This window comes from Synechococcus sp. CCY 0621 (assembly GCF_019038465.1).
Taxonomy (GTDB): Bacteria; Cyanobacteriota; Cyanobacteriia; order PCC-6307; family Cyanobiaceae; genus Cyanobium.
The window spans coordinates 143,178-159,278 of sequence record NZ_JAFKRH010000010.1; the positions used below are offsets into that span (position 1 = coordinate 143,178).

Genomic DNA, 16,101 nt, shown 5'->3' on the forward strand with positions numbered 1-16,101 from the left:
AGGGGCCGCCGAATCGCTCACCGCTGGCCCGGCAGCGCTTCCTGCCAGGTCGGCAGGCTGCGCCATTCCGCCACCACGTAGGGCGGCACCGCCAACTCGCTGAACACCCGCGGCAGCCGTAGCCGCAGGGGACGGTTCTGCTCCAGATCGGCCAGCAGCGGCGTCAGATCGAACTCGGCCGCGGCGGATCGGGTGTCACCGGCGAGGGCTGCGCTGTCGAGCGTCACATCCTCAAGGTCCCAGAGCAGCCGGCCGCTGCGCACCTCCAGGGCCGTGGGATGGTCGAGGCGCACCTTGCCGGGGTAGCCGACGATCCGTAGCCGCAACGGGCCGCCGGGCGGACCCTCCCGGTAGGCCACCACCTGCCAGCTCTGGTCGTCGAGGTCGCGCAGGCTCTCCAGGCTGCGCACCACCGGGGTGCCGTTGCCATCCGGGTGGGCATGCAGTTGCGCCTGGGCCGGCGCCGGGGCCACGGCCAGCACCAGGACCATGAGTGGGACCGCGATCAGAACGAGGATCCCCGCCCGCCACCAGCTTCGGCGGCATGTTTCCACCAACCGGCCGGCTGCGCTCATGGCTGGCGATCGGCCCCGGGGATCGGCTGCCAGCCGGTGTGGGTGGCCCAGAGGGCCCAGATCGCCATGGCCCGCAGGTAGTGGCAGGCGCGGAAGGTGCCGGCGGCGGTGATCGCCTCCGGGGTGCGGAACTGCAGGCCACCCTCATACACCTGGCGCACGACGGCACCTGTGATGGCGAAGGCGGTGCTGCTCTGGCCCATCAGCCGGTAGTAGGCGGCCAGGCCGAAGTTGATGCCGGTCCAGACCTCCAGCGGATGGGTTCCCTCGGGATCGAGGGGAGTGCCATCGCGGCGCAGGCCATTGGCCACCCCCAGACGGCCGCCCTCGAAGGACTCAAAGCAGGCCTGTCGTATCGCCTTGAGGGCCGAGAGGGCGCGCTCGTCGGCCACCACCGGCGGCAGCCCCAGCAGCCGGGCGTAGAAGTCGCCGCAGAGCTGGTCGGCCATTACCACGGGCGTGCCGCTGCCGGCATCGATGGCGTAGTACTCGCCGTTCCAGAGCAGGGCATCGAAATGGCTGCGGGACTGCTCCAGCCAGCCCCCGAAACGCCGCTGCTCCTCGGCGGTGTCGAGCCCCAGTTCCAGCTGCAACTGCTGGCCGATGGCCAGGGCGGCCTCCAGGGCGGCGATCCAGAGGGCGCCGCAATAGGCGCTCACCCCCTGCAGGGGCCAGTCGTCGAAGGTCTGGTCCGGGGCACCGCCGTTGTCGGGGAGCCCGTCGTCGTTCACGTCGAAACGCTTGAGGTAGTCCAGCGCGGTCACCGCCGCCGGCCAGCAGTCCGCCAGGAAACGGATGTCCGGGCCACCGGGGGCCAGCTTGTAGGTGCGCCAGACCTGCAGCACGAAATCGCTGGCCAGGTCCTTCCAGAGGTTGCAGTCCTGGTAGGCGGTGTAATTGGTGGCATCGAAGGGGCGCTCGTTGGGGGCCCCGAGGTCGTGGGGCGTCGCGCCGGCCACCTTGCGGGCCGCCTCCACCCGGCCCCGCCCCTGGGTGAAGTACCAGCCGATCGGCCGCGGCGTCGGATCGGCGGCCGGGATGGCGCGGGCGAAGCTGCGCAGCACGGCCTTGTCGAGTTCGGGCCACAGCTGCAGCAAGGCGAAGGAGCCGTACAGCCGCACGTCGAGGCTCTCGTACCAGGCGTAGTCGAGGCACTCGAGCACCCCGAAGCGGCCCACCGGATCGCCGGGGCTGGCGGCCGTCCAGAGGCTGCCGCCACTGGCCAGGTCGTAGAGCTCATTGAGCAGGGCCATGCGCAGCGGCTCCGCCAGGTCGTGGCGTTGCACCACCGGCGCCTGCCAGGCCGCGATCGCGGCCTGCCAGTCGCGCCAGTCGGCCAGGGCTTCCTCGGCAATGGCGGCGGCGCTGTCGCCTTCGGTGCCGAAGAAGTCGGTGTAGCGGCGCAGGGCCCGGGTGCCGGTGGCGAAGGCCGTCACCGGCAGGTCCCAGCTGATCACCACCGGGATCTCGAGCGAGGCCCCGGGCTCCAACCGGAAGCGCACCGCCAGGGCGGCGCTCAGGGGATCGTCAGCGGTGCTGCGGCGGTCGTTGTCGCTGTCGGGGATCGAGCCGTCGCGGCTGAAGGGTTCCCAGAGTTCCGCTCCGTCGCCGCTGGGATCCCAGCGGCTGCAGCGGAACACCTCCACCCCCGGGTGGTTCAGTGCCGTTTCGTCGGGCACCGCCAGACACCACTGCCCTTCACCCTCGCCCAGGGGCTGGGAGCGCTCCCCCTCCAGCAGCAGGCCCTTGAGGCCGGGGGCATCGACCCAGCGGTTGCGCTGCCCCTTGCCGCGGCCGATCGCCGGCACGTAGTTGTGCTCCGGGCTGCCGTCGTCCCGGAAGTGGACCTCCGCCGCCGGGTCGGTGTTGGTGAACCAGCCGACGGTGTTGCGCCAGCTCAGCAGCAGCGACAGCTCCAGCGGCTGGTTGGTGGGGTTGCTCAGCGTCCAGGCGAAGACGGCGACCGGGTAGCTGGTGCGGCGGTAATCGCCGGGGAGGATCGGGCTGAAGGCCTCGCAGCGCACGTCGGCGCTGAACACGGAGGTGTAGTGGTGGGAGCTGACCGGGTAGCGCACCGCCACGGTGCCGCTCGGTTGCTCGGTGCTGGCGGCGGGGTACCAGCTCCAGGCGGCCAGCGGCGGGCCGGCGTCGGGGCGGGAAGCGTCGCAGACGGGCGTCGTGGCCAGGGCATGGGCCCGTGGGCTCTGGCCGTCGTGCTCAAAGAGGGCGAACTGGCAATCGGGCAGCACGCCGAACCAGTGCTCGCCCCCGTCGAGATGCCAGAGGTTGAAGGCTCCGTCGAGGCCCCGGGCCAGGCAGCCGGCACCGAAGCCCCCCAGGGGCATGCCGTGGTTGGGGCCGTCATCCAGGTTGCTGGCGTAGCGCACCGTGTAGGGCTTGTCCCAGCCCTGGCCGAAGGGCCGCGACCAGCTGGCCTCGGGGGGCTGCCAGGGAGTCCTGCCGCGCCGCAGGTTCTGAAGAGCGGAGAGGCCGAAGGGCGCCATGGGGCCAGTCGAAGTGGGCCCAGCTTGTCAGAGCTGGCCGTCAGAAGGAGCGGACCTTTCGCTCTCTGCCGCGTCAGCAGTGGAACAGATCCCCCATCCGTTGCCTCCACCAGTGAGGAGCGGCCCAGGGCAGCCGTGGAAAAAATCTTTCCAGCTGGGGCTGGTGTTGATGGGCTGTTCCATCCCCCTTCAGCCGGACGTGGAGCCGCCCCCCAGCTGATCGCTGCCCAGTTCCTGCTCGATCAGCGCATCGAGGGTGACGGCGCTGCGCACCAGCGACTGGTAGCGCTGCACCACCCGCCGGTTGCGTTCCAGCCAGCTGCCAGGGTCACCGCCGCCCCCCAGGGGATGGCCGCCCGGTCCGGAGCGCTCGTCCTCGAGCAGCTCGAGATCGCTCTGGTGGGCCAGCAGGGCCAGCACCAGGGAGTGGATCCTCTGGCGTCGATCGCTCATGGGCAGGGGGTGGGGCCAGCACGCGTGGGGAGCATCATGGCCAGCAGTGGCGCAGGGGCACGGCTGGAGGGTTCGCTGCTGGAGGTGCTGGGCACCGATGCCGCCGGCCTGGCGGGCCTCTCCCGCCACTGGCAGGAGCGGATCCTTCGTGCTGATCTGGTGGCGGCCCCCCGGCGGCTGCTGGCGGACCTCGAGGCCTGGCGCGGCGACGCCCCTGCACCGGAGCTGCTGGCCAGCGACCGACCCACCGAACTGCTGCCGCGGCTGCAGCAGGCCCTCGCCGCCGACCAGCGGGTGGTGCTGCTCGCCAGCGGCGATCCGCTCTGGTTCGGGATCGGTCGGCTGCTGCTGCAGCACCTTCCCGCCGAGCGACTCCGCTTCCAACCGGCCCCCACCTCCCTGCAGCTGGCCTTCGCCCGGCTGGGCCGCCCCTGGCAGGACGCCTCCTGGATCAGCCTGCACGGCCGTGATCCCGAGCCCCTGGCGGCGCGGCTGCAGCAGCGGCCCGCCGCCCTGGCGGTGCTGACCGATCCGGCCCGGGGAGGAGCCGCCGAGGTGCGCGGCATCCTGCGGGCTTCGGGGCTGGAGGCCGCCTATCAGGTCTGGCTGGCGGAGCGCCTCGGCCATCCGGCGGAGCGTCTGCAGCGGCTGGCGCCCGCCGACCCCCTGCCGCCGGATCTCGATCCCCTGCACCTGGTGCTGCTGATCGCTGTTCAGCCTGCGGTGCCTCCGCCTAAGGCTCTGCCTCTGTTCGGCATCCCCGATGGGCTCTGGCTGCAACATGCAGACCAGCCGGGGCTGATGACCAAACGGGAGGTGCGCGTCCAGCTGCTGGCCGATCTGGATCTGCCTGAGACGGGCGTGCTGTGGGACATCGGTGCCGGGGTGGGATCGGTGGGGTTGGAGGCGCTGCGGTTGCGCCCCGGGCTGACCCTGTGGGCCGTGGAGCGCCGGGCCGGGGCCGCCGCCCTGATCGGCGCCAATGCGACCCGGCTCGGGGTGCGGCCCACCGGGGTGGTGGAGGCGGAGGCCCCGGCGGCCCTGGCCCAGCTGCCCGACCCCGATCGCGTGCTCATCGGTGGCGGTGGTGCTGGGCGCAGCCTGCTGCTGGAGACGGTGCTGGGCCGGCTGCGGCCCGGTGGGGTGGTGGTGCTGCCCCTGGCCACGGTGGAGGGACTGGCCCTGTGCCGTCCCCTGCTGGAGCAGGCCGGCCTGGGGGTGGCTGTCACCCAGATCCAGGCCTGGCGTGGTGCTCCCCTGGCGGAGGGCACCCGCCTGGCTCCCCTCAATCCCGTGCTGGTGCTGAAGGGGACGCGCCCGGCAGCGGGGTGATCCGCACCGGGGTGCCCACGCTGATGCCGAGCACGGCGGCCTGGCCAGCCGCCAGTTCCAGCACCCCGTCCACTGGCGTGTCGGGGCCGTAGCTGCGGCAGGGCAGGTTCATGCAGGGCGGCACGGCACGCTCGAGGAAAACAACGCGACCGTCGCGGATGAACAGCATGTCGAGGGGTTCCGGGGTTCGGTGCATCCAGAACCTGGCCACCGCGGGGGGGGCGTAGGGGAACCACATGCCGCGCAGGTGGGGCAAGGGTGGGCGAAGCTGCAACCCCATGGCCTGCTGGCGCTCGCCCCGGGGCACCTCCAGCTGGATGCAGCGCGCCGGCGGTGGCCCCTCCAGACACCACTGGGCGGTGATGGGCAGAAACTGTGGTGGCACCTGGGTCAAGCCCGGTCCGCAGCCGCCCAACAGGACCACGCCGGCCAGGGCCCAACGCCGGAGGTTGGAACGGCTCATGGCACGGGCCCCACGGGGGGCCGACCTTCACTGAGGCAGTAGCCACGACCCCGCACGGTGTGGATCAGCCGGGATTCGCCCTCCTGCTCCAGCTTCTGGCGCAGGTAGCGCACGTACACCTCGATCACGTTGCTGGCGCCTCCGCCCTGGTCGGCCCAGATCTCTTCAAGGATGCGCTCCCGGCTCACCACCGATCCCCGGTGGCGCAGCAGCAGCAGCAGCAGTTGATACTCCCGGGCCGTCAGGCTGAGCTGGCGCTGGCCGCGCCACCCCTGGCGGGCCACCGGGTCGATCCGCAGATTCGCCAACGTCAGCAGGGCGGACACCGGCGTGGGGGCCTGCCGCTGGGCCAGGGCCAGGTGCAGCCGCAGCCGGGTGAGCAGATCGCTGGTGCCGAGGCTGGGCAGCCAGAAATCGTCGGCCCCCCACTCCAGGCAATGGCTGCGGCTCTCCACGCTGTCGCTGCTGATGCCGAGCAGCAGGGGGCGGGCCCCCAGCCTGCGGCGCAGTTCCGGAATCCGCTGTTCGCATCCAGGCGACAGGATCACGGCCGCAGGGAGCGCATCGCCAGGCTCCTGCTGCTGGGTGCTGTAGCCGGACACCTCCAGCCGGGGAGCCAGGCCGATGGCCTCCGGGCCCACCAGCAACACCGCGGTCTGGGCAGGGGTGGCGGCGGTGGGTGGCGTCGTCACAGGGGGGCGTCGGCGTGGCTGCTGGAAGGCTTGGCCACGTGCGGCAGGCCCCAGCCCAGCTTGTTGCGCAGCACCTGGAAAAACTCGTGGTCGGCCAACCGCACGAAGCGCACCGGATGTTCGCTGCGCCGCACCAGCACCCGGTCCTCGGGCCAGACGTAACAACCGGCGCTGCCGTCCACCACCATCATCAACCGCTCGGGGGTGGCGGGAAACACCGTCACCGGCTCCTGGTCGCTGAACACCAGGGCCCGGGAGGCGAGGGAATGGGCGGCGATCGGGGTCAGCTGCAGCACCGGACAGTCGGGGGTGATCACCGGCCCTCCGGCGCTGAGGGCGTAGGCGGTGGAGCCGGTGGGGGAGGAGAGGATCACCCCGTCGGCGGCGATGTCGACCGGGGCGTGGCGGCCGATGGCGATCTCGAAGTGACACATGCTGGTGAGCGGCTCCCGGTGCAGGGCCATCTCGTTGAGACAGAGCACCTCCCAGCGCCGTTGCTCGCCGCGCATCACGCTCACGACGAGCATGGAGCGCTCTTCAACGCTCCACTCCCCCGCCACCACCTGGGCCAGGGCCTGGTCCAGGTCCTTCAGGTACGCCTCGGCCAGGAAGCCCAGATGGCCGGTGTTGATCGTCAGGATCGGCACGCCGATCGGGGCGGTCTGGCGGGCGGCGGAGAGCACCGTGCCGTCTCCCCCCAGCACCACCGCCAGGGCCATCTCCTCATCGAAGCTGGCGGGGACGCAGGCGGCGTAGCCCCTGGAGCGCAGGTGCTGGTCGGGATTGGCGAAACCCACCACGCCACCGGAGCTGCTCACCCGCGCCACCTCGAGACCCGCCGCCTTCAGCCGGCTCTCGATCAGGTCGGCGGTGCTGATCGCCAGATCCTTGCCGTCGTTGACGATCAGTCCGACCCGGGGCACCGATCGCAGGCGGGGGAGCCCATCGAGTTTATGGGGGGAGATCAGAACTGCTCCAGGAAGCGCAGATCGCTGCTGAACAGCCTGCGGATGTCGTCAATGCCGTGGCGCACCATGCAGAACCTCTCCACCCCCAGACCGGCGGCAAAACCACTCCAGCGCTCTGGATCGAGGCCCAGACCCTCGAGGACCGCCGGATCCACCATGCCGCAGCCCATCACCTCCAGCCAGCGGCCGCGCCATTGCACGTCCACTTCGGCGGAGGGCTCGGTGAAGGGGAAATAACTGGCCCGGAAGCGAACCGGCAGATCGCCGAAGAACTGCTGCAGGAAGGTGGTGACCGTGCCACGCAGGTGACTGAAATCCAGCCCCTCATCGAGGGCAAGCACCTCCACCTGGTGGAACACCGGGGAATGGGTGGCGTCCACCGCATCGCGCCGATACACCCGGCCGGGGGCGATCACGCGCACCGGCGGCGGGTTGGCCTCCAGGTGGCGGATCTGCACGGGGGAGGTGTGGGTGCGCAGCAGACGGTCCCCACCGAGGTAGAAGGTGTCCTGCATGTCCCGGGCCGGGTGGTGCTCCGGGATATTCAGGGCGGTGAAGTTGTAGTGGTCGGTCTCGATCTCGGGACCCTCCGAGACCCGGTAGCCAAGGCCGGCAAAGATATCGACGATTTCTTCAACGGTGCTCTGCAGGGGATGGCGGTGGCCGGGGGGCACGTAGCTGCAGCCTGCCGTCACATCGATCCGTTCCCGTTCCAACCGCTCCACCATGGCGGCGCTGCGCACGGCCTCGAGCCGGGCGCCGAGCAGGTGCTGCACCTGGTCCTTGAGCCGATTGGCCCGCTGGCCCACCAGGGGGCGCTCCTCACCCGGCAGGCGGCCCATGGCCCCCAGCACCCCCGAGAGCCGACCCTTCTTGCCCAGCAGCCCCACCCGTAGCTCCTCAAGGGCGGCGGCATCGCTGGCGTTGGCGATGGCGGCGGCGGCCTCTGCCTCCAGGTGCTCCAGCTGGTCGGTGAGCTGCTGCAGGCTGACGGTGGCGCTCACGGGACAGATCAGGGAAGGAAGCGACTGTAGGCAGCAGCGTCTAGCTTTCCGGCAGTCCCCGCTGTCGAGGCCGATGGCACCGCTCCGGATCCTGATCAGCAACGACGACGGAGTCTTTGCCGATGGCATCCAGGCCCTGGCGGCTGAGGCGGCCTCCCGAGGTCATGCGGTCACCGTCGTCTGTCCCGACCGGGAGCGCTCCGCCACCGGCCATGGCCTCACCCTGCAAACTCCGCTGCGGGCAGAGCGGGCCGACGAACTCTTCGCTGCAGGTGTCACCGCCTGGGCCTGCAGCGGCACCCCTTCCGACTGCGTCAAGCTGGCCCTGTTCAGGCTGCTGGAGCAGGCCCCCGACCTGGTGCTCTCCGGCATCAACCACGGCCCCAACCTCGGCACCGACGTTCTCTATTCGGGCACTGTGTCGGCGGCCATGGAGGGGACGATCGAGGGCCTGCCCGCCCTGGCGGTGAGCAGCGCCGACTTTCACTGGCGTCGCTTCGAGGCGGCGGCGGCCCTGGCTCTCGATGTGGCCGAGCGCATGCATGCCGGCGGCTGGCCCGAGGGAATGCTGCTCAATCTCAACGTGCCACCGCGGCCCGCCGAGGCCCTCGCTCCCCTGCGCTGGTGCCGCACGGCGGTGCGGCGCTACATCGATCAGTTCGAGAAGCGCACCGATCCCCGCGGCCGCACTTACTACTGGCTGGCTGGCGAGGTGGTGGATGATCTGGAGGGTTCAGGAGCGGGCCCGGCCGACTGGCCCACCGATGTGGCCTGGGTTCAGCAAGGGGGATCGTCCCTGACGCCCCTGCAGCCCGAACTCTTCTGGCGGGGCTCCGTCGCGACATTGCCGGCTCTGGAGGCTCTGGGCCAGGGGGATCAGGTCCTGCGGTAGATCCGCTGCAGCAGCCACAAGCTGATGATCAGCCCGATCAGGTGGGCGAACAGCACCTGGGTGTTGCTGAGCACCGAGAGCATCTCGATCGAGGTGATCGGCAGCCCCACCACCCGGCCGCCGCTGCCCGGGGTCCCCTGCATCTGGGCACCGAAGAAGCCTGGCACCTGCTGGGAGGCCTGCACGAACAGGCTGCCGGCCAGGGCCTGATAGCCCACCGCCGCCAGGGTGAGCCCGCCCAGGTCGGCCAGCAGGCCGCGTTTCACCAGGCGCGTGGTTTCCCCTTTGCTGGGGCGTGCCGGGCTGGCCAGGGCGCGGCCGCAGCGCACCACCAGCCAGGATTGCCACAGACTCCAGAGCAGAACCAGGAACGACAGGGTGGTGAGGGAGAGACCGGGGCCCAGCCCCAGGGCACGGGAGGAGTTGGCCGCCATCTGGCCGCCGATGTTGTTGAAGATCAGCACCCCCACCACCACCACCCCGAGGGCGAGCAGGACCCAGAAGCGCACCCAGCCCATGCGGCGAAGGGCATCGGCCATGCGCTGCAGATCCAGCGGGTCGACCATGGGGGACGGGGCGAAGGCCCCAAACTTGGCATGGGAGGATCGTTTCGGCGAGGGCCCAGGCCGTTGATCCCGCTTCACGACCCCGAGCACGCCCTGCGCCCCACCGCCATCGCCCTTGGCAGCTTCGATGGGCTGCATCGGGGCCATCGGCGTGTGATCAACGCCGTCACCGAAGCGCTGCCATTGGCGCAGCCGCCGGTGGTTCCCACGGTGGTCAGTTTCTGGCCCCACCCCCGGGAGGTGCTCCATGGCGAGACGCGGCTGCGGTTGGATCTGCCCGAGGAGAAGCTGGAGCTGCTGGAACCTCTCGGCATCGAACAGCTGGTGCTGGTGCCCTTCACCCGTGAGCTCTCAGCGCTGACGCCGGAGCGCTTTGTGCAGGAGGTGCTGGCCGAGCGGCTCCAGGCCTGCCGCATCGCCGTGGGCACCAACTTCCGCTTCGGGGTCGACCGCAGCGGCGATGTGGAGGATCTGACCCGCATCGGCGCCGCCCTCGGCATCGATGTGCGGGTGCTGCCGATGCTGTGGGACGGGGCTGAGCGGGTGAGCAGCAGCCGCATCCGGCGTGCCCTGGCGGCTGGCGACATCGAGGAGGCCGGGCGTCTGCTGGAGCGCCCCTACCGCTTCAGCGGCAAGGTGGTGCGGGGCCGTGGCCTGGGCCGCCAGCTGGGCTGGCCCACCGCCAACCTGGCCGTGGATGGGCGCAAGTTCCTGCCGCTGGAAGGGGTGTACGCGGCCCTGGCCTGGCGGGACGGCGAGGACGGCGCGATGGCGGCGGTGATGAACCTTGGCCCCCAGCCCACGGTGGACCCCCTGGCGCCTTCGGCGGTGGAGGTGCACCTGCTGGAGCGAAACCTTGAGCTGGCCGGCTCCCGACTGACCGTCCAGCCCCTGAGGTTGCAGCGGCGCCAGCAGGCGTTTGGGAGTCTCGAGGCCCTCAGTCGCCAGATCCGCCTGGATGCTGACCAGGCCCAGCAGGCGTGCGACTCCTGGTGCGGACCTTCCTCCCCCGCTCCCTTCGCCTGAAGGACCCCTCCCATACCCTGGGGTCCTCACCCGCCCCGGTCCGGTGACGCCTCAGCCCCCAGTTCCGCCATTGACCCTCGGCAGCGAGCGCGCCGCCATCGACCGCTTGCTCGATGCCAACCTGGATCGGGCCCGCGAGGGGCTGCGGGTGCTGGAGGACTGGGCCCGCTTTGCCCTCGACCGCCCAGACCTGGTGGCCCGCTGCAAGGACCAGCGCCAGCGCCTGGGTCGGCTGCACCAGGAGCGCTACAAGCTGGCGCGGCACACCGCCAGCGACCCGGCCGCCGGCATGACCCACCCCGCCCAGGCCGAGCGCCAGGACGGTGCCAGCGTCCTGGCCGCCAATGCGGGCCGGGTGCAGGAGGCCCTGCGGGTGCTGGAGGAGTTCGGCCGGATGGAGGATCCGGCGCTCGCGGCCGAGGCGGCGGCGATCCGCTACGCCCTCTACGACCTGGAGGTGAATCTGATCCAGGCCGGCCGCGGCGGCGACGATCGCCGGGCCCTGCTGCGCCGCTGCCACCTGTATCTGGTCACCAGTCCGGTGGAGGGGCTGGAGGACGTGGTGGCTGCCGCCCTGGCGGCGGGGGTGCGTCTGGTGCAATACCGAGCCAAGGCTGGCGACGTCCCGGATGACCAGTGCCGTTTCGTGCAGGCGAGTGCCCTGCGCCAGCTCTGCCATCGCCATGGGGCCCTGTTTCTCGTCAACGACCGCATCGACCTGGCCCTGGCGGTGGGGGCCGATGGCGTCCACCTCGGCCAGGGCGATCTGCCGCCGGCCGTGGCCCGCCGGCTTCTGGGGCCCGACCGGCTGATCGGTCGCAGCACCCACTGCCTTGAGGACCTGCATCGGGCGGTTGCCGACGGCTGCGACTACGTCGGGGTGGGGCCCGTCAATGCCACGCCCACCAAGCCGGGCCGCGAGCCGGTGGGGCTGGCCTACGTGGGCCAGGCGGCGGCGGCATGCCCCCTGCCCTTCTTCGCCATCGGCGGCATCGACCTGGCCAACCTGGCGGCCGTGCGCCGGGCCGGGGCGGAGCGGGTGGCTGTCGTGCGGGCCATCACCCAGGCAGAGGATCCCGGGGCCGCCGCCGCTGCCTTGCTGGCGGGACTGGAGGCTGGGGCGTGACGGACGCACCTGCAGGCCATGAGCCGGGGGGCCTGCGACTGCGGGTCAACGGCGAAACGCGACCCTGCCCGGCGGGTCTGTGTCTCGATGCGGTGCTGGTCTCCCTGGGTTATCAGCCGCGCCTGGTGGTGGTCGAGTTCAACGGCGAGATCCTGCCCAGGGAGCGCTGGGCCACCCAGTCTGTGGGGGAATCCGATGTGCTGGAAGTGGTCACCATCGTTGGGGGAGGTTCCTAGATTCCCGTCATCAAAAGGTCTCTAGAGATGGGTTCCCGCTTGTTCCGGCGCCTGGCCGGTCTGATGGTCGTCCCTGTCCTGGTGGCGGGCCTTGTGATGGCGGCCCCCCAGCCGGCCCAGGCGGCCAGCGGCGGCCGCATCGGTGGCGGCAGCTTCCGTTCTGCTCCTTCCATGCCCCGTAGCTACGGCGGCGGTGGCGGCGGGTACCGGGGCAGCTATGGAGGGGGCTACGGCGGCGGCTACCGGGGCGGGGGCATGGGCTTTCCGTTCATCGTGCCGATTTTCGGCTTCGGTGGCGGCGGCCTGTTCGGCTTCCTGATCCTGATGGCGGTGGCGGGCGTCGTGGTCAATGCCCTGCGGGGGGGCGGCGGCGGCGGTGGCCCTGCCCTGGGCGGCTCCGGGTCCGACCTGGCCTACAACCCCCGCCCCGATGGTCCTGTGGCGATCGCCCAGATCCAGGTGGGCCTGCTGGCGTCCGCCCGCGACCTTCAGGACGACCTGCGCCGCCTGGCCGGCTCGTCCGATACCTCCAGCAGCTCCGGCCTTCAGAGGGTCCTGCAGGAAACCAGCCTCTCCCTGCTGCGCCATCCCGACCTCTGGGTGTACGCCAATGGCGAGGTGGGCCAGGTGCCCTTCGCCAGCGCCGAATCCACCTTCAATCGCCTCTCCATGCAGGAGCGCAGCAAGCTGGAACGGGAGCTCACCGCCAATGTGGCGGGGCGCCGTTTCAGCGAGCCAGCGACCGTGGCCCCCGGGGCCAGTGACGCGGCCAGCGACTTCATCGTTGTCACCCTGCTGGTGGCCAGCCGCCAGCGACTGGCGATCAAGGGGGCCCGCTCCGCCGAAGATCTGCGCGATTCGCTCCAGAAACTCGGGGCGCTCGGTGCGGATGACCTGCTGGCCCTGGAGGTGATCTGGCAGCCGGAAGGCGCCGGAGAGGTGCTCAGCACCGAACAGGTGATCACCGCCTACCCCGATCTTCAACATCTCTGACCGCTCCGCCTTGCCAGGCCGGGTGGACTACTTCACACTGCGCTGGCGATGCGTCGGGCACCGATGGTTCCTCATCGGATCAGCTGGATCAATACACCTGTCCTGATCGAGGCGATCGAGCGCTACGAGCAAGGCCGTTTGCCCCGCTCCCTGACCCTCTGGCTGCAGACCGTTCTGGAGCTTGAGGGGCCCCCCTCAGGGCCCCTGCTCCCTGGCGGTTGAAGCCACCCCATTGGCCAGCTGCAGGATCCGCAGAGCCGCCATGGCGGCTCCATAGCCATTGTCGATGTTCACCACGGTGAGCCCCGGGGCGCAGCTGGCCAGCATGCCCATCAGGGCCGCCTGCCCCCCGGCGCTCACCCCGTAGCCGACCGCCACCGGCACCCCGATCACCGGTTGGGGCAGCAGGCCCGCCAGCACGGTGGGCAGGGCCCCCTCCATCCCGGCGCAGGCGATCAGCACCCGCGCCCGGCGCAGACCCTCGAGCTCCGCCAGCAGCCGGTGCAGCCCAGCCACGCCCACATCGAGCACCAGGTCGCTGGCCACCCCATGGCAGGCGAGGGCCAGCCGGGCCTCCGAGGCCACGGCCAGGTCGCTGCTGCCGCCGCTGAGCACCGCCACCCGCCCGAAGGCCGGATCTGCGGGCGGCGGTGAGGGCCAGGTGAGGCAGCGGGCCAGGGGATGGTGCTGCAGCGGTGGGTCGGCTCCGCCGCTGCCGAGCTGGTCGGCCAGCAGCCGCTCCACCGCCGCGGCCTTCTCCGCACTGACCCTTGTGACCAGGGCCAGCTCCCCGGCTTGGTGCAGCCCCAGCATCACGGCGCTGATCTGCTCAGCACTCTTGTGCTCGCCCCACACCGCCTCCACCATGCCAAGCCGTTGGCGGCGGCCCAGGTCGAGCCGGGCGTCTTCGTTCACCGAACCTCCACGGCTGCCGCCGCCGGCGTGAGCCCCACCCATTCGAGGGCGCCGGCATCCACCAGGGGAAAGGGGTTGGCTGGGGTCTCGGCGCCCGGGTCAGGGGGATCCAGCGCCAGGGCCCTCCTCGCCGCCGCCTCGAACTGGTCTTGCACCGCTTCGATCTCGCTGACGGGGATGGCCTCCCACTGACGGCGGCTGCTCCAGCGGATCAGCAGGAGGCCTTCCTCCCGTTCAGCGTCCCAGAGCAGATCGCGTCCCAGGAAGCCCTCCTGTCGCCGCAGCCAGTGGCCCCAGGTCTCCTGCTCCGCCTGCAGCCAGGCCTTTCGGGCGCCGGCGGGCACCTTCACCCTCAACTGTTCCACCACAGCCGTGGGGGTTTCGCTCCAGCCAGGGCTGACGAGCGGCGGGCTCAGGGCGCTGGCCCTCGCTGGAAGGCCGGCCAGCACGAGCAGCATCAGGCCGAAGCAGGCCAGCAGACCACCCAGACGGCAGAGAGGGCCGCGGCTCATGGCTGGTGCAGCAACGCCACGGCATGGCAGGCGATGCCCTCCTCCCTCCCGGTGGGCCCGAGTCCCTCGTTGGTGGTTGCCTTGACGCCCACCAGGTCAGGAGCCACGCCCAGGCGGCTGGCGATGGCCTCGCGCATGGCGGCGATGTGGGGCTTGAGCCGGGGACGTTCCGCCACCACCACCGTGTCGACGTTCAGAACCTGCCAGCCCCGTTCCGTCACCAGCTCGATCACCTTCTCGAGCAGCTCCAGGCTGTCGGCCCCTCGCCAGTGCTCGTCCTCCGGCGGAAAGTGGGTGCCGATGTCCCCCAGGCTGAGGGCCCCCAGCAGGGCATCCATCAGGGCGTGCACGAGCACGTCGGCATCGCTGTGTCCCGCCAGCCCCAGGCCTTCGGGATGCTCCAGACGCACGCCGCCCAGGATCAGGGGCCGACCGGGCACGAGCCGGTGGATGTCGTAGCCGTTGCCGATGCGCAGCTGCATGGATGGCGGTGGATGCCGGTCCAGTGTGGCTGCTCAGCGGGTGTGGCCGGGCCTCAGAGGTTCTGCTCCGCCTGCCACAGGGCCAGCAGGTCGGCACGCCGCTCGCGGGTGCGGGAGACCTGCTGCTCCTGGCGCCAGCGGGCAATGGCGCCGTGGTCGCCGCTGCGCAGCACCTCCGGCACCGCCATGCCGCGGAACTCCGCCGGCCGGGTGTAGTGGGGGTGCTCCAGCAGCAGGCCGCTGTGACTCTCGGCTTCGAGGCAATCCGGTGAGCCCACGGTGCCGGGCAGCAGCCGCACCACGCCGCTGATCACCACCAGGGCCGGCAGCTCGCCGCCGGTGAGCACGAAATCGCCCAGGGACACCTCCTCGTCCGCCAGGGGGCGTATGCGCTCATCGAAACCCTCGTAGTGGCCGCAGAGCAGCACCAGCTGTTCGTATCCCGTAGCCCAGCGGCGAAGGTCGCGCTGGTGCAGGGGCTGGCCCTGGGGACTCATCAGCAGCACGCGGCGGCGCGGCAGCACCGGGATGGTCTCGAAGGCGGCGTAGACCGGTTCGGGTTTGAGCACCATGCCGGCGCCGCCCCCGTAGGGCACGTCGTCCACCTTGCGGTAGCGATCGGTGGCGTGGTCGCGGGGGTTGTGGGTGTGGACCTCAGCGATGCCGGCGGCGAAGGCGCGGCCGATCACCCCCAGCCCCAGCAGGGGGGTGAAGGCGTCCGGCACCAGACTGACCACATCGAAACGCATGGCGGGCGGCCTCAGCCGGCGGGTCGGCTGACCCGCCGGATCTCGGAGCTGAAGCTGGCCCGGCCCGGCCGGCCGTCGGGGTGGTGCTCCACGCTGCTGCGCAGGCGCAGGTTGGCCTTGGTGAACCAGATCCTCTCCCGCACCGAGGTGCCGGTCCGCTCACTGCTCAGCTCCAGGCTGCCATCCGGCCAGAGCTGCCAGCGGCCCGTGCTGGCGGTCCCGTCCGGGGCCTGGCCCTGGAAGCCTCCGTCGGGGCGGAAGAGCAGCCGGTGGCGGCCACCGCCGGGTGGCGTGATCTCCAGTCCTCCGGGTTCGCCGCTCTGCTCGGGGGTCAGGTAGGTCACCACCAGTTCCCCCCGCTCGGAGCTGTGCCAGCTGACCTCGTCCGCCTCGGCCTCCCGGGCCGCGTCTGCCGCCTCCTCCAGGCTGAAGCAGCTGCGCAGGGAGAGCCAGTCGCCGGCGCAGAAAGCCAGGAACGCCGCGATCGTCTCGGGCGGAAAAGGAGCGAGCGTGTCTGGGCTGGGGGGCTCGGTCGCGCTGGTCACGGCGGGGCGGCGGGAGATCGGGGCCGGTGGACCCGCTTGGGATCTTCGCAAACCCCAAGCCGGCGCAT

General features: G+C 71.2%; 20 protein-coding genes. 7 read left to right on the forward strand and 13 right to left on the reverse strand.

The annotated features are described in order from the left end of the window. Positions 1-17 precede the first annotated feature (17 nt). The 3 genes from KUG43_RS02695 to KUG43_RS02705 all read right to left on the reverse strand — a co-directional run bounded on the left by KUG43_RS02695 (position 18) and on the right by KUG43_RS02705 (position 3,532). Positions 18-491, reverse strand: coding sequence for a DUF3122 domain-containing protein (locus KUG43_RS02695; RefSeq protein ID WP_286194341.1), 474 nt, complete (start codon positions 489-491; stop codon positions 18-20). A gap of 80 nt (positions 492-571) precedes the next feature. Continuing rightward, entirely contained in the window at positions 572-3,079 is a 2,508-nt protein-coding gene (locus KUG43_RS02700) for a GH116 family glycosyl hydrolase (protein WP_216905764.1), read from the reverse strand. Positions 3,080-3,268: 189 nt separating this feature from the next. Further along, a complete protein-coding gene (locus KUG43_RS02705) occupies positions 3,269-3,532 on the reverse strand; it encodes a DUF8678 family protein (RefSeq protein WP_216905766.1) in 264 nt (87 codons plus the stop codon). Between the two features lie 36 nt (positions 3,533-3,568). Here KUG43_RS02705 and cbiE point away from each other — a divergent pair, with 36 nt between their 5' ends. Beyond that, positions 3,569-4,864, forward strand: coding sequence for a precorrin-6y C5,15-methyltransferase (decarboxylating) subunit CbiE (gene cbiE / locus KUG43_RS02710; RefSeq protein WP_216905768.1), 1,296 nt, complete (start codon positions 3,569-3,571; stop codon positions 4,862-4,864). On the opposite strand, the gene KUG43_RS02715 is transcribed toward cbiE, so the two are convergent. Genes KUG43_RS02715 through pheS form a run of 4 tightly spaced genes read right to left on the reverse strand, consistent with a single transcriptional unit; the run spans position 4,818 to position 7,991 of the window. Further along, on the reverse strand, positions 4,818-5,327 hold the full coding sequence (locus KUG43_RS02715) for a DUF192 domain-containing protein (protein WP_216905770.1): 510 nt from the start codon (positions 5,325-5,327) through the stop codon (positions 4,818-4,820). The two genes, cbiE and KUG43_RS02715, sit on opposite strands and share 47 nt — an antisense overlap. Beyond that, entirely contained in the window at positions 5,324-6,019 is a 696-nt protein-coding gene (locus KUG43_RS02720) for a winged helix-turn-helix transcriptional regulator (RefSeq protein WP_216905772.1), read from the reverse strand. The genes KUG43_RS02715 and KUG43_RS02720 overlap by 4 nt, the downstream gene beginning before the upstream one ends. Beyond that, positions 6,016-6,942 carry an NAD(+) kinase gene (locus KUG43_RS02725; RefSeq protein ID WP_216905774.1) on the reverse strand — a complete coding sequence of 309 codons (927 nt, stop codon included), beginning with the start codon at positions 6,940-6,942 and terminating at the stop codon, positions 6,016-6,018. The genes KUG43_RS02720 and KUG43_RS02725 overlap by 4 nt, the downstream gene beginning before the upstream one ends. A 41-nt stretch (positions 6,943-6,983) precedes the next feature. Then, complete coding sequence (gene pheS / locus KUG43_RS02730) at positions 6,984-7,991, reverse strand: phenylalanine--tRNA ligase subunit alpha (protein WP_216905776.1); 1,008 nt, start codon at positions 7,989-7,991, stop codon at positions 6,984-6,986. Between the two features lie 73 nt (positions 7,992-8,064). Between pheS and surE the strand changes: the two genes are divergently transcribed. Further along, positions 8,065-8,883, forward strand: a complete 819-nt coding sequence (surE, locus tag KUG43_RS02735) for a 5'/3'-nucleotidase SurE (protein ID WP_216905778.1) — start codon at positions 8,065-8,067, stop codon at positions 8,881-8,883. Here surE and KUG43_RS02740 read toward each other — a convergent pair. Next, positions 8,868-9,449, reverse strand: coding sequence for a DUF3611 family protein (locus KUG43_RS02740; RefSeq protein WP_216905780.1), 582 nt, complete (start codon positions 9,447-9,449; stop codon positions 8,868-8,870). The two genes, surE and KUG43_RS02740, sit on opposite strands and share 16 nt — an antisense overlap. Positions 9,450-9,512: 63 nt before the next feature. Here KUG43_RS02740 and KUG43_RS02745 point away from each other — a divergent pair, with 63 nt between their 5' ends. The 5 genes from KUG43_RS02745 (at position 9,513) to KUG43_RS02765 (ending at position 13,052) form a co-directional block, all read left to right on the forward strand. Beyond that, positions 9,513-10,475: a bifunctional riboflavin kinase/FAD synthetase gene (locus KUG43_RS02745; protein WP_216905782.1), complete on the forward strand. Its 963-nt coding sequence runs from the start codon at positions 9,513-9,515 to the stop codon at positions 10,473-10,475. 70 nt (positions 10,476-10,545) lie between these two features. Further along, on the forward strand, positions 10,546-11,601 hold the full coding sequence (locus KUG43_RS02750; protein ID WP_286194345.1) for a thiamine phosphate synthase: 1,056 nt from the start codon (positions 10,546-10,548) through the stop codon (positions 11,599-11,601). Beyond that, positions 11,598-11,837: a sulfur carrier protein ThiS gene (thiS, locus tag KUG43_RS02755; protein WP_353617909.1), complete on the forward strand. Its 240-nt coding sequence runs from the start codon at positions 11,598-11,600 to the stop codon at positions 11,835-11,837. Before KUG43_RS02750 ends, thiS begins: the two co-directional genes overlap by 4 nt. Positions 11,838-11,864: 27 nt before the next feature. Beyond that, positions 11,865-12,830 carry a DUF1517 domain-containing protein gene (locus KUG43_RS02760; protein ID WP_216905785.1) on the forward strand — a complete coding sequence of 322 codons (966 nt, stop codon included), beginning with the start codon at positions 11,865-11,867 and terminating at the stop codon, positions 12,828-12,830. Between the two features lie 63 nt (positions 12,831-12,893). Further along, positions 12,894-13,052, forward strand: a complete 159-nt coding sequence (locus KUG43_RS02765; protein WP_216905787.1) for a hypothetical protein — start codon at positions 12,894-12,896, stop codon at positions 13,050-13,052. On the opposite strand, the gene larB is transcribed toward KUG43_RS02765, so the two are convergent. The 5 genes from larB to KUG43_RS02790 are packed head-to-tail and all read right to left on the reverse strand — an operon-like array spanning position 13,026 to position 16,033. Continuing rightward, on the reverse strand, positions 13,026-13,745 hold the full coding sequence (gene larB, locus KUG43_RS02770; protein ID WP_353617910.1) for a nickel pincer cofactor biosynthesis protein LarB: 720 nt from the start codon (positions 13,743-13,745) through the stop codon (positions 13,026-13,028). The genes KUG43_RS02765 and larB overlap by 27 nt on opposite strands. Beyond that, the gene (locus KUG43_RS02775; protein WP_286194324.1) at positions 13,742-14,257 is read right to left on the reverse strand and encodes a TIGR03792 family protein; all 516 of its coding nucleotides are present in this window, start codon (positions 14,255-14,257) and stop codon (positions 13,742-13,744) included. The genes larB and KUG43_RS02775 overlap by 4 nt, the downstream gene beginning before the upstream one ends. Next, a complete protein-coding gene (ispF, locus tag KUG43_RS02780) occupies positions 14,254-14,739 on the reverse strand; it encodes a 2-C-methyl-D-erythritol 2,4-cyclodiphosphate synthase (protein WP_216905791.1) in 486 nt (161 codons plus the stop codon). The genes KUG43_RS02775 and ispF overlap by 4 nt, the downstream gene beginning before the upstream one ends. A gap of 53 nt (positions 14,740-14,792) precedes the next feature. After that, positions 14,793-15,488 carry a tRNA (guanosine(37)-N1)-methyltransferase TrmD gene (gene trmD, locus KUG43_RS02785; RefSeq protein WP_216905793.1) on the reverse strand — a complete coding sequence of 232 codons (696 nt, stop codon included), beginning with the start codon at positions 15,486-15,488 and terminating at the stop codon, positions 14,793-14,795. An 11-nt stretch (positions 15,489-15,499) separates the two neighbouring features. Continuing rightward, complete coding sequence (locus tag KUG43_RS02790; RefSeq protein WP_216905795.1) at positions 15,500-16,033, reverse strand: phycobiliprotein lyase; 534 nt, start codon at positions 16,031-16,033, stop codon at positions 15,500-15,502. Between the last annotated feature and the right edge of the window lie 68 nt (positions 16,034-16,101).

Bases quoted from the DNA above. Each gene is read 5' to 3' on its own strand.
- KUG43_RS02705 (WP_216905766.1), bottom strand. From the start codon at position 3,532: ATGAGCGATCGACGCCAGAGGATCCACTCCCTGGTGCTGGCCCTGCTG.
- KUG43_RS02740 (WP_216905780.1), bottom strand. From the start codon at position 9,449: ATGGTCGACCCGCTGGATCTGCAGCGCATGGCCGATGCCCTTCGCCGC.
- KUG43_RS02700 (WP_216905764.1), bottom strand. From the start codon at position 3,079: ATGGCGCCCTTCGGCCTCTCCGCTCTTCAGAACCTGCGGCGCGGCAGG.
- KUG43_RS02765 (WP_216905787.1), top strand. From the start codon at position 12,894: ATGGTTCCTCATCGGATCAGCTGGATCAATACACCTGTCCTGATCGAG.
- KUG43_RS02760 (WP_216905785.1), top strand. From the start codon at position 11,865: ATGGGTTCCCGCTTGTTCCGGCGCCTGGCCGGTCTGATGGTCGTCCCT.
- trmD (WP_216905793.1), bottom strand. From the start codon at position 15,488: ATGCGTTTCGATGTGGTCAGTCTGGTGCCGGACGCCTTCACCCCCCTG.
- KUG43_RS02715 (WP_216905770.1), bottom strand. From the start codon at position 5,327: ATGAGCCGTTCCAACCTCCGGCGTTGGGCCCTGGCCGGCGTGGTCCTG.
- surE (WP_216905778.1), top strand. From the start codon at position 8,065: ATGGCACCGCTCCGGATCCTGATCAGCAACGACGACGGAGTCTTTGCC.
- KUG43_RS02775 (WP_286194324.1), bottom strand. From the start codon at position 14,257: ATGAGCCGCGGCCCTCTCTGCCGTCTGGGTGGTCTGCTGGCCTGCTTC.
- KUG43_RS02695 (WP_286194341.1), bottom strand. From the start codon at position 491: ATGGTCCTGGTGCTGGCCGTGGCCCCGGCGCCGGCCCAGGCGCAACTG.
- ispF (WP_216905791.1), bottom strand. From the start codon at position 14,739: ATGCAGCTGCGCATCGGCAACGGCTACGACATCCACCGGCTCGTGCCC.
- cbiE (WP_216905768.1), top strand. From the start codon at position 3,569: ATGGCCAGCAGTGGCGCAGGGGCACGGCTGGAGGGTTCGCTGCTGGAG.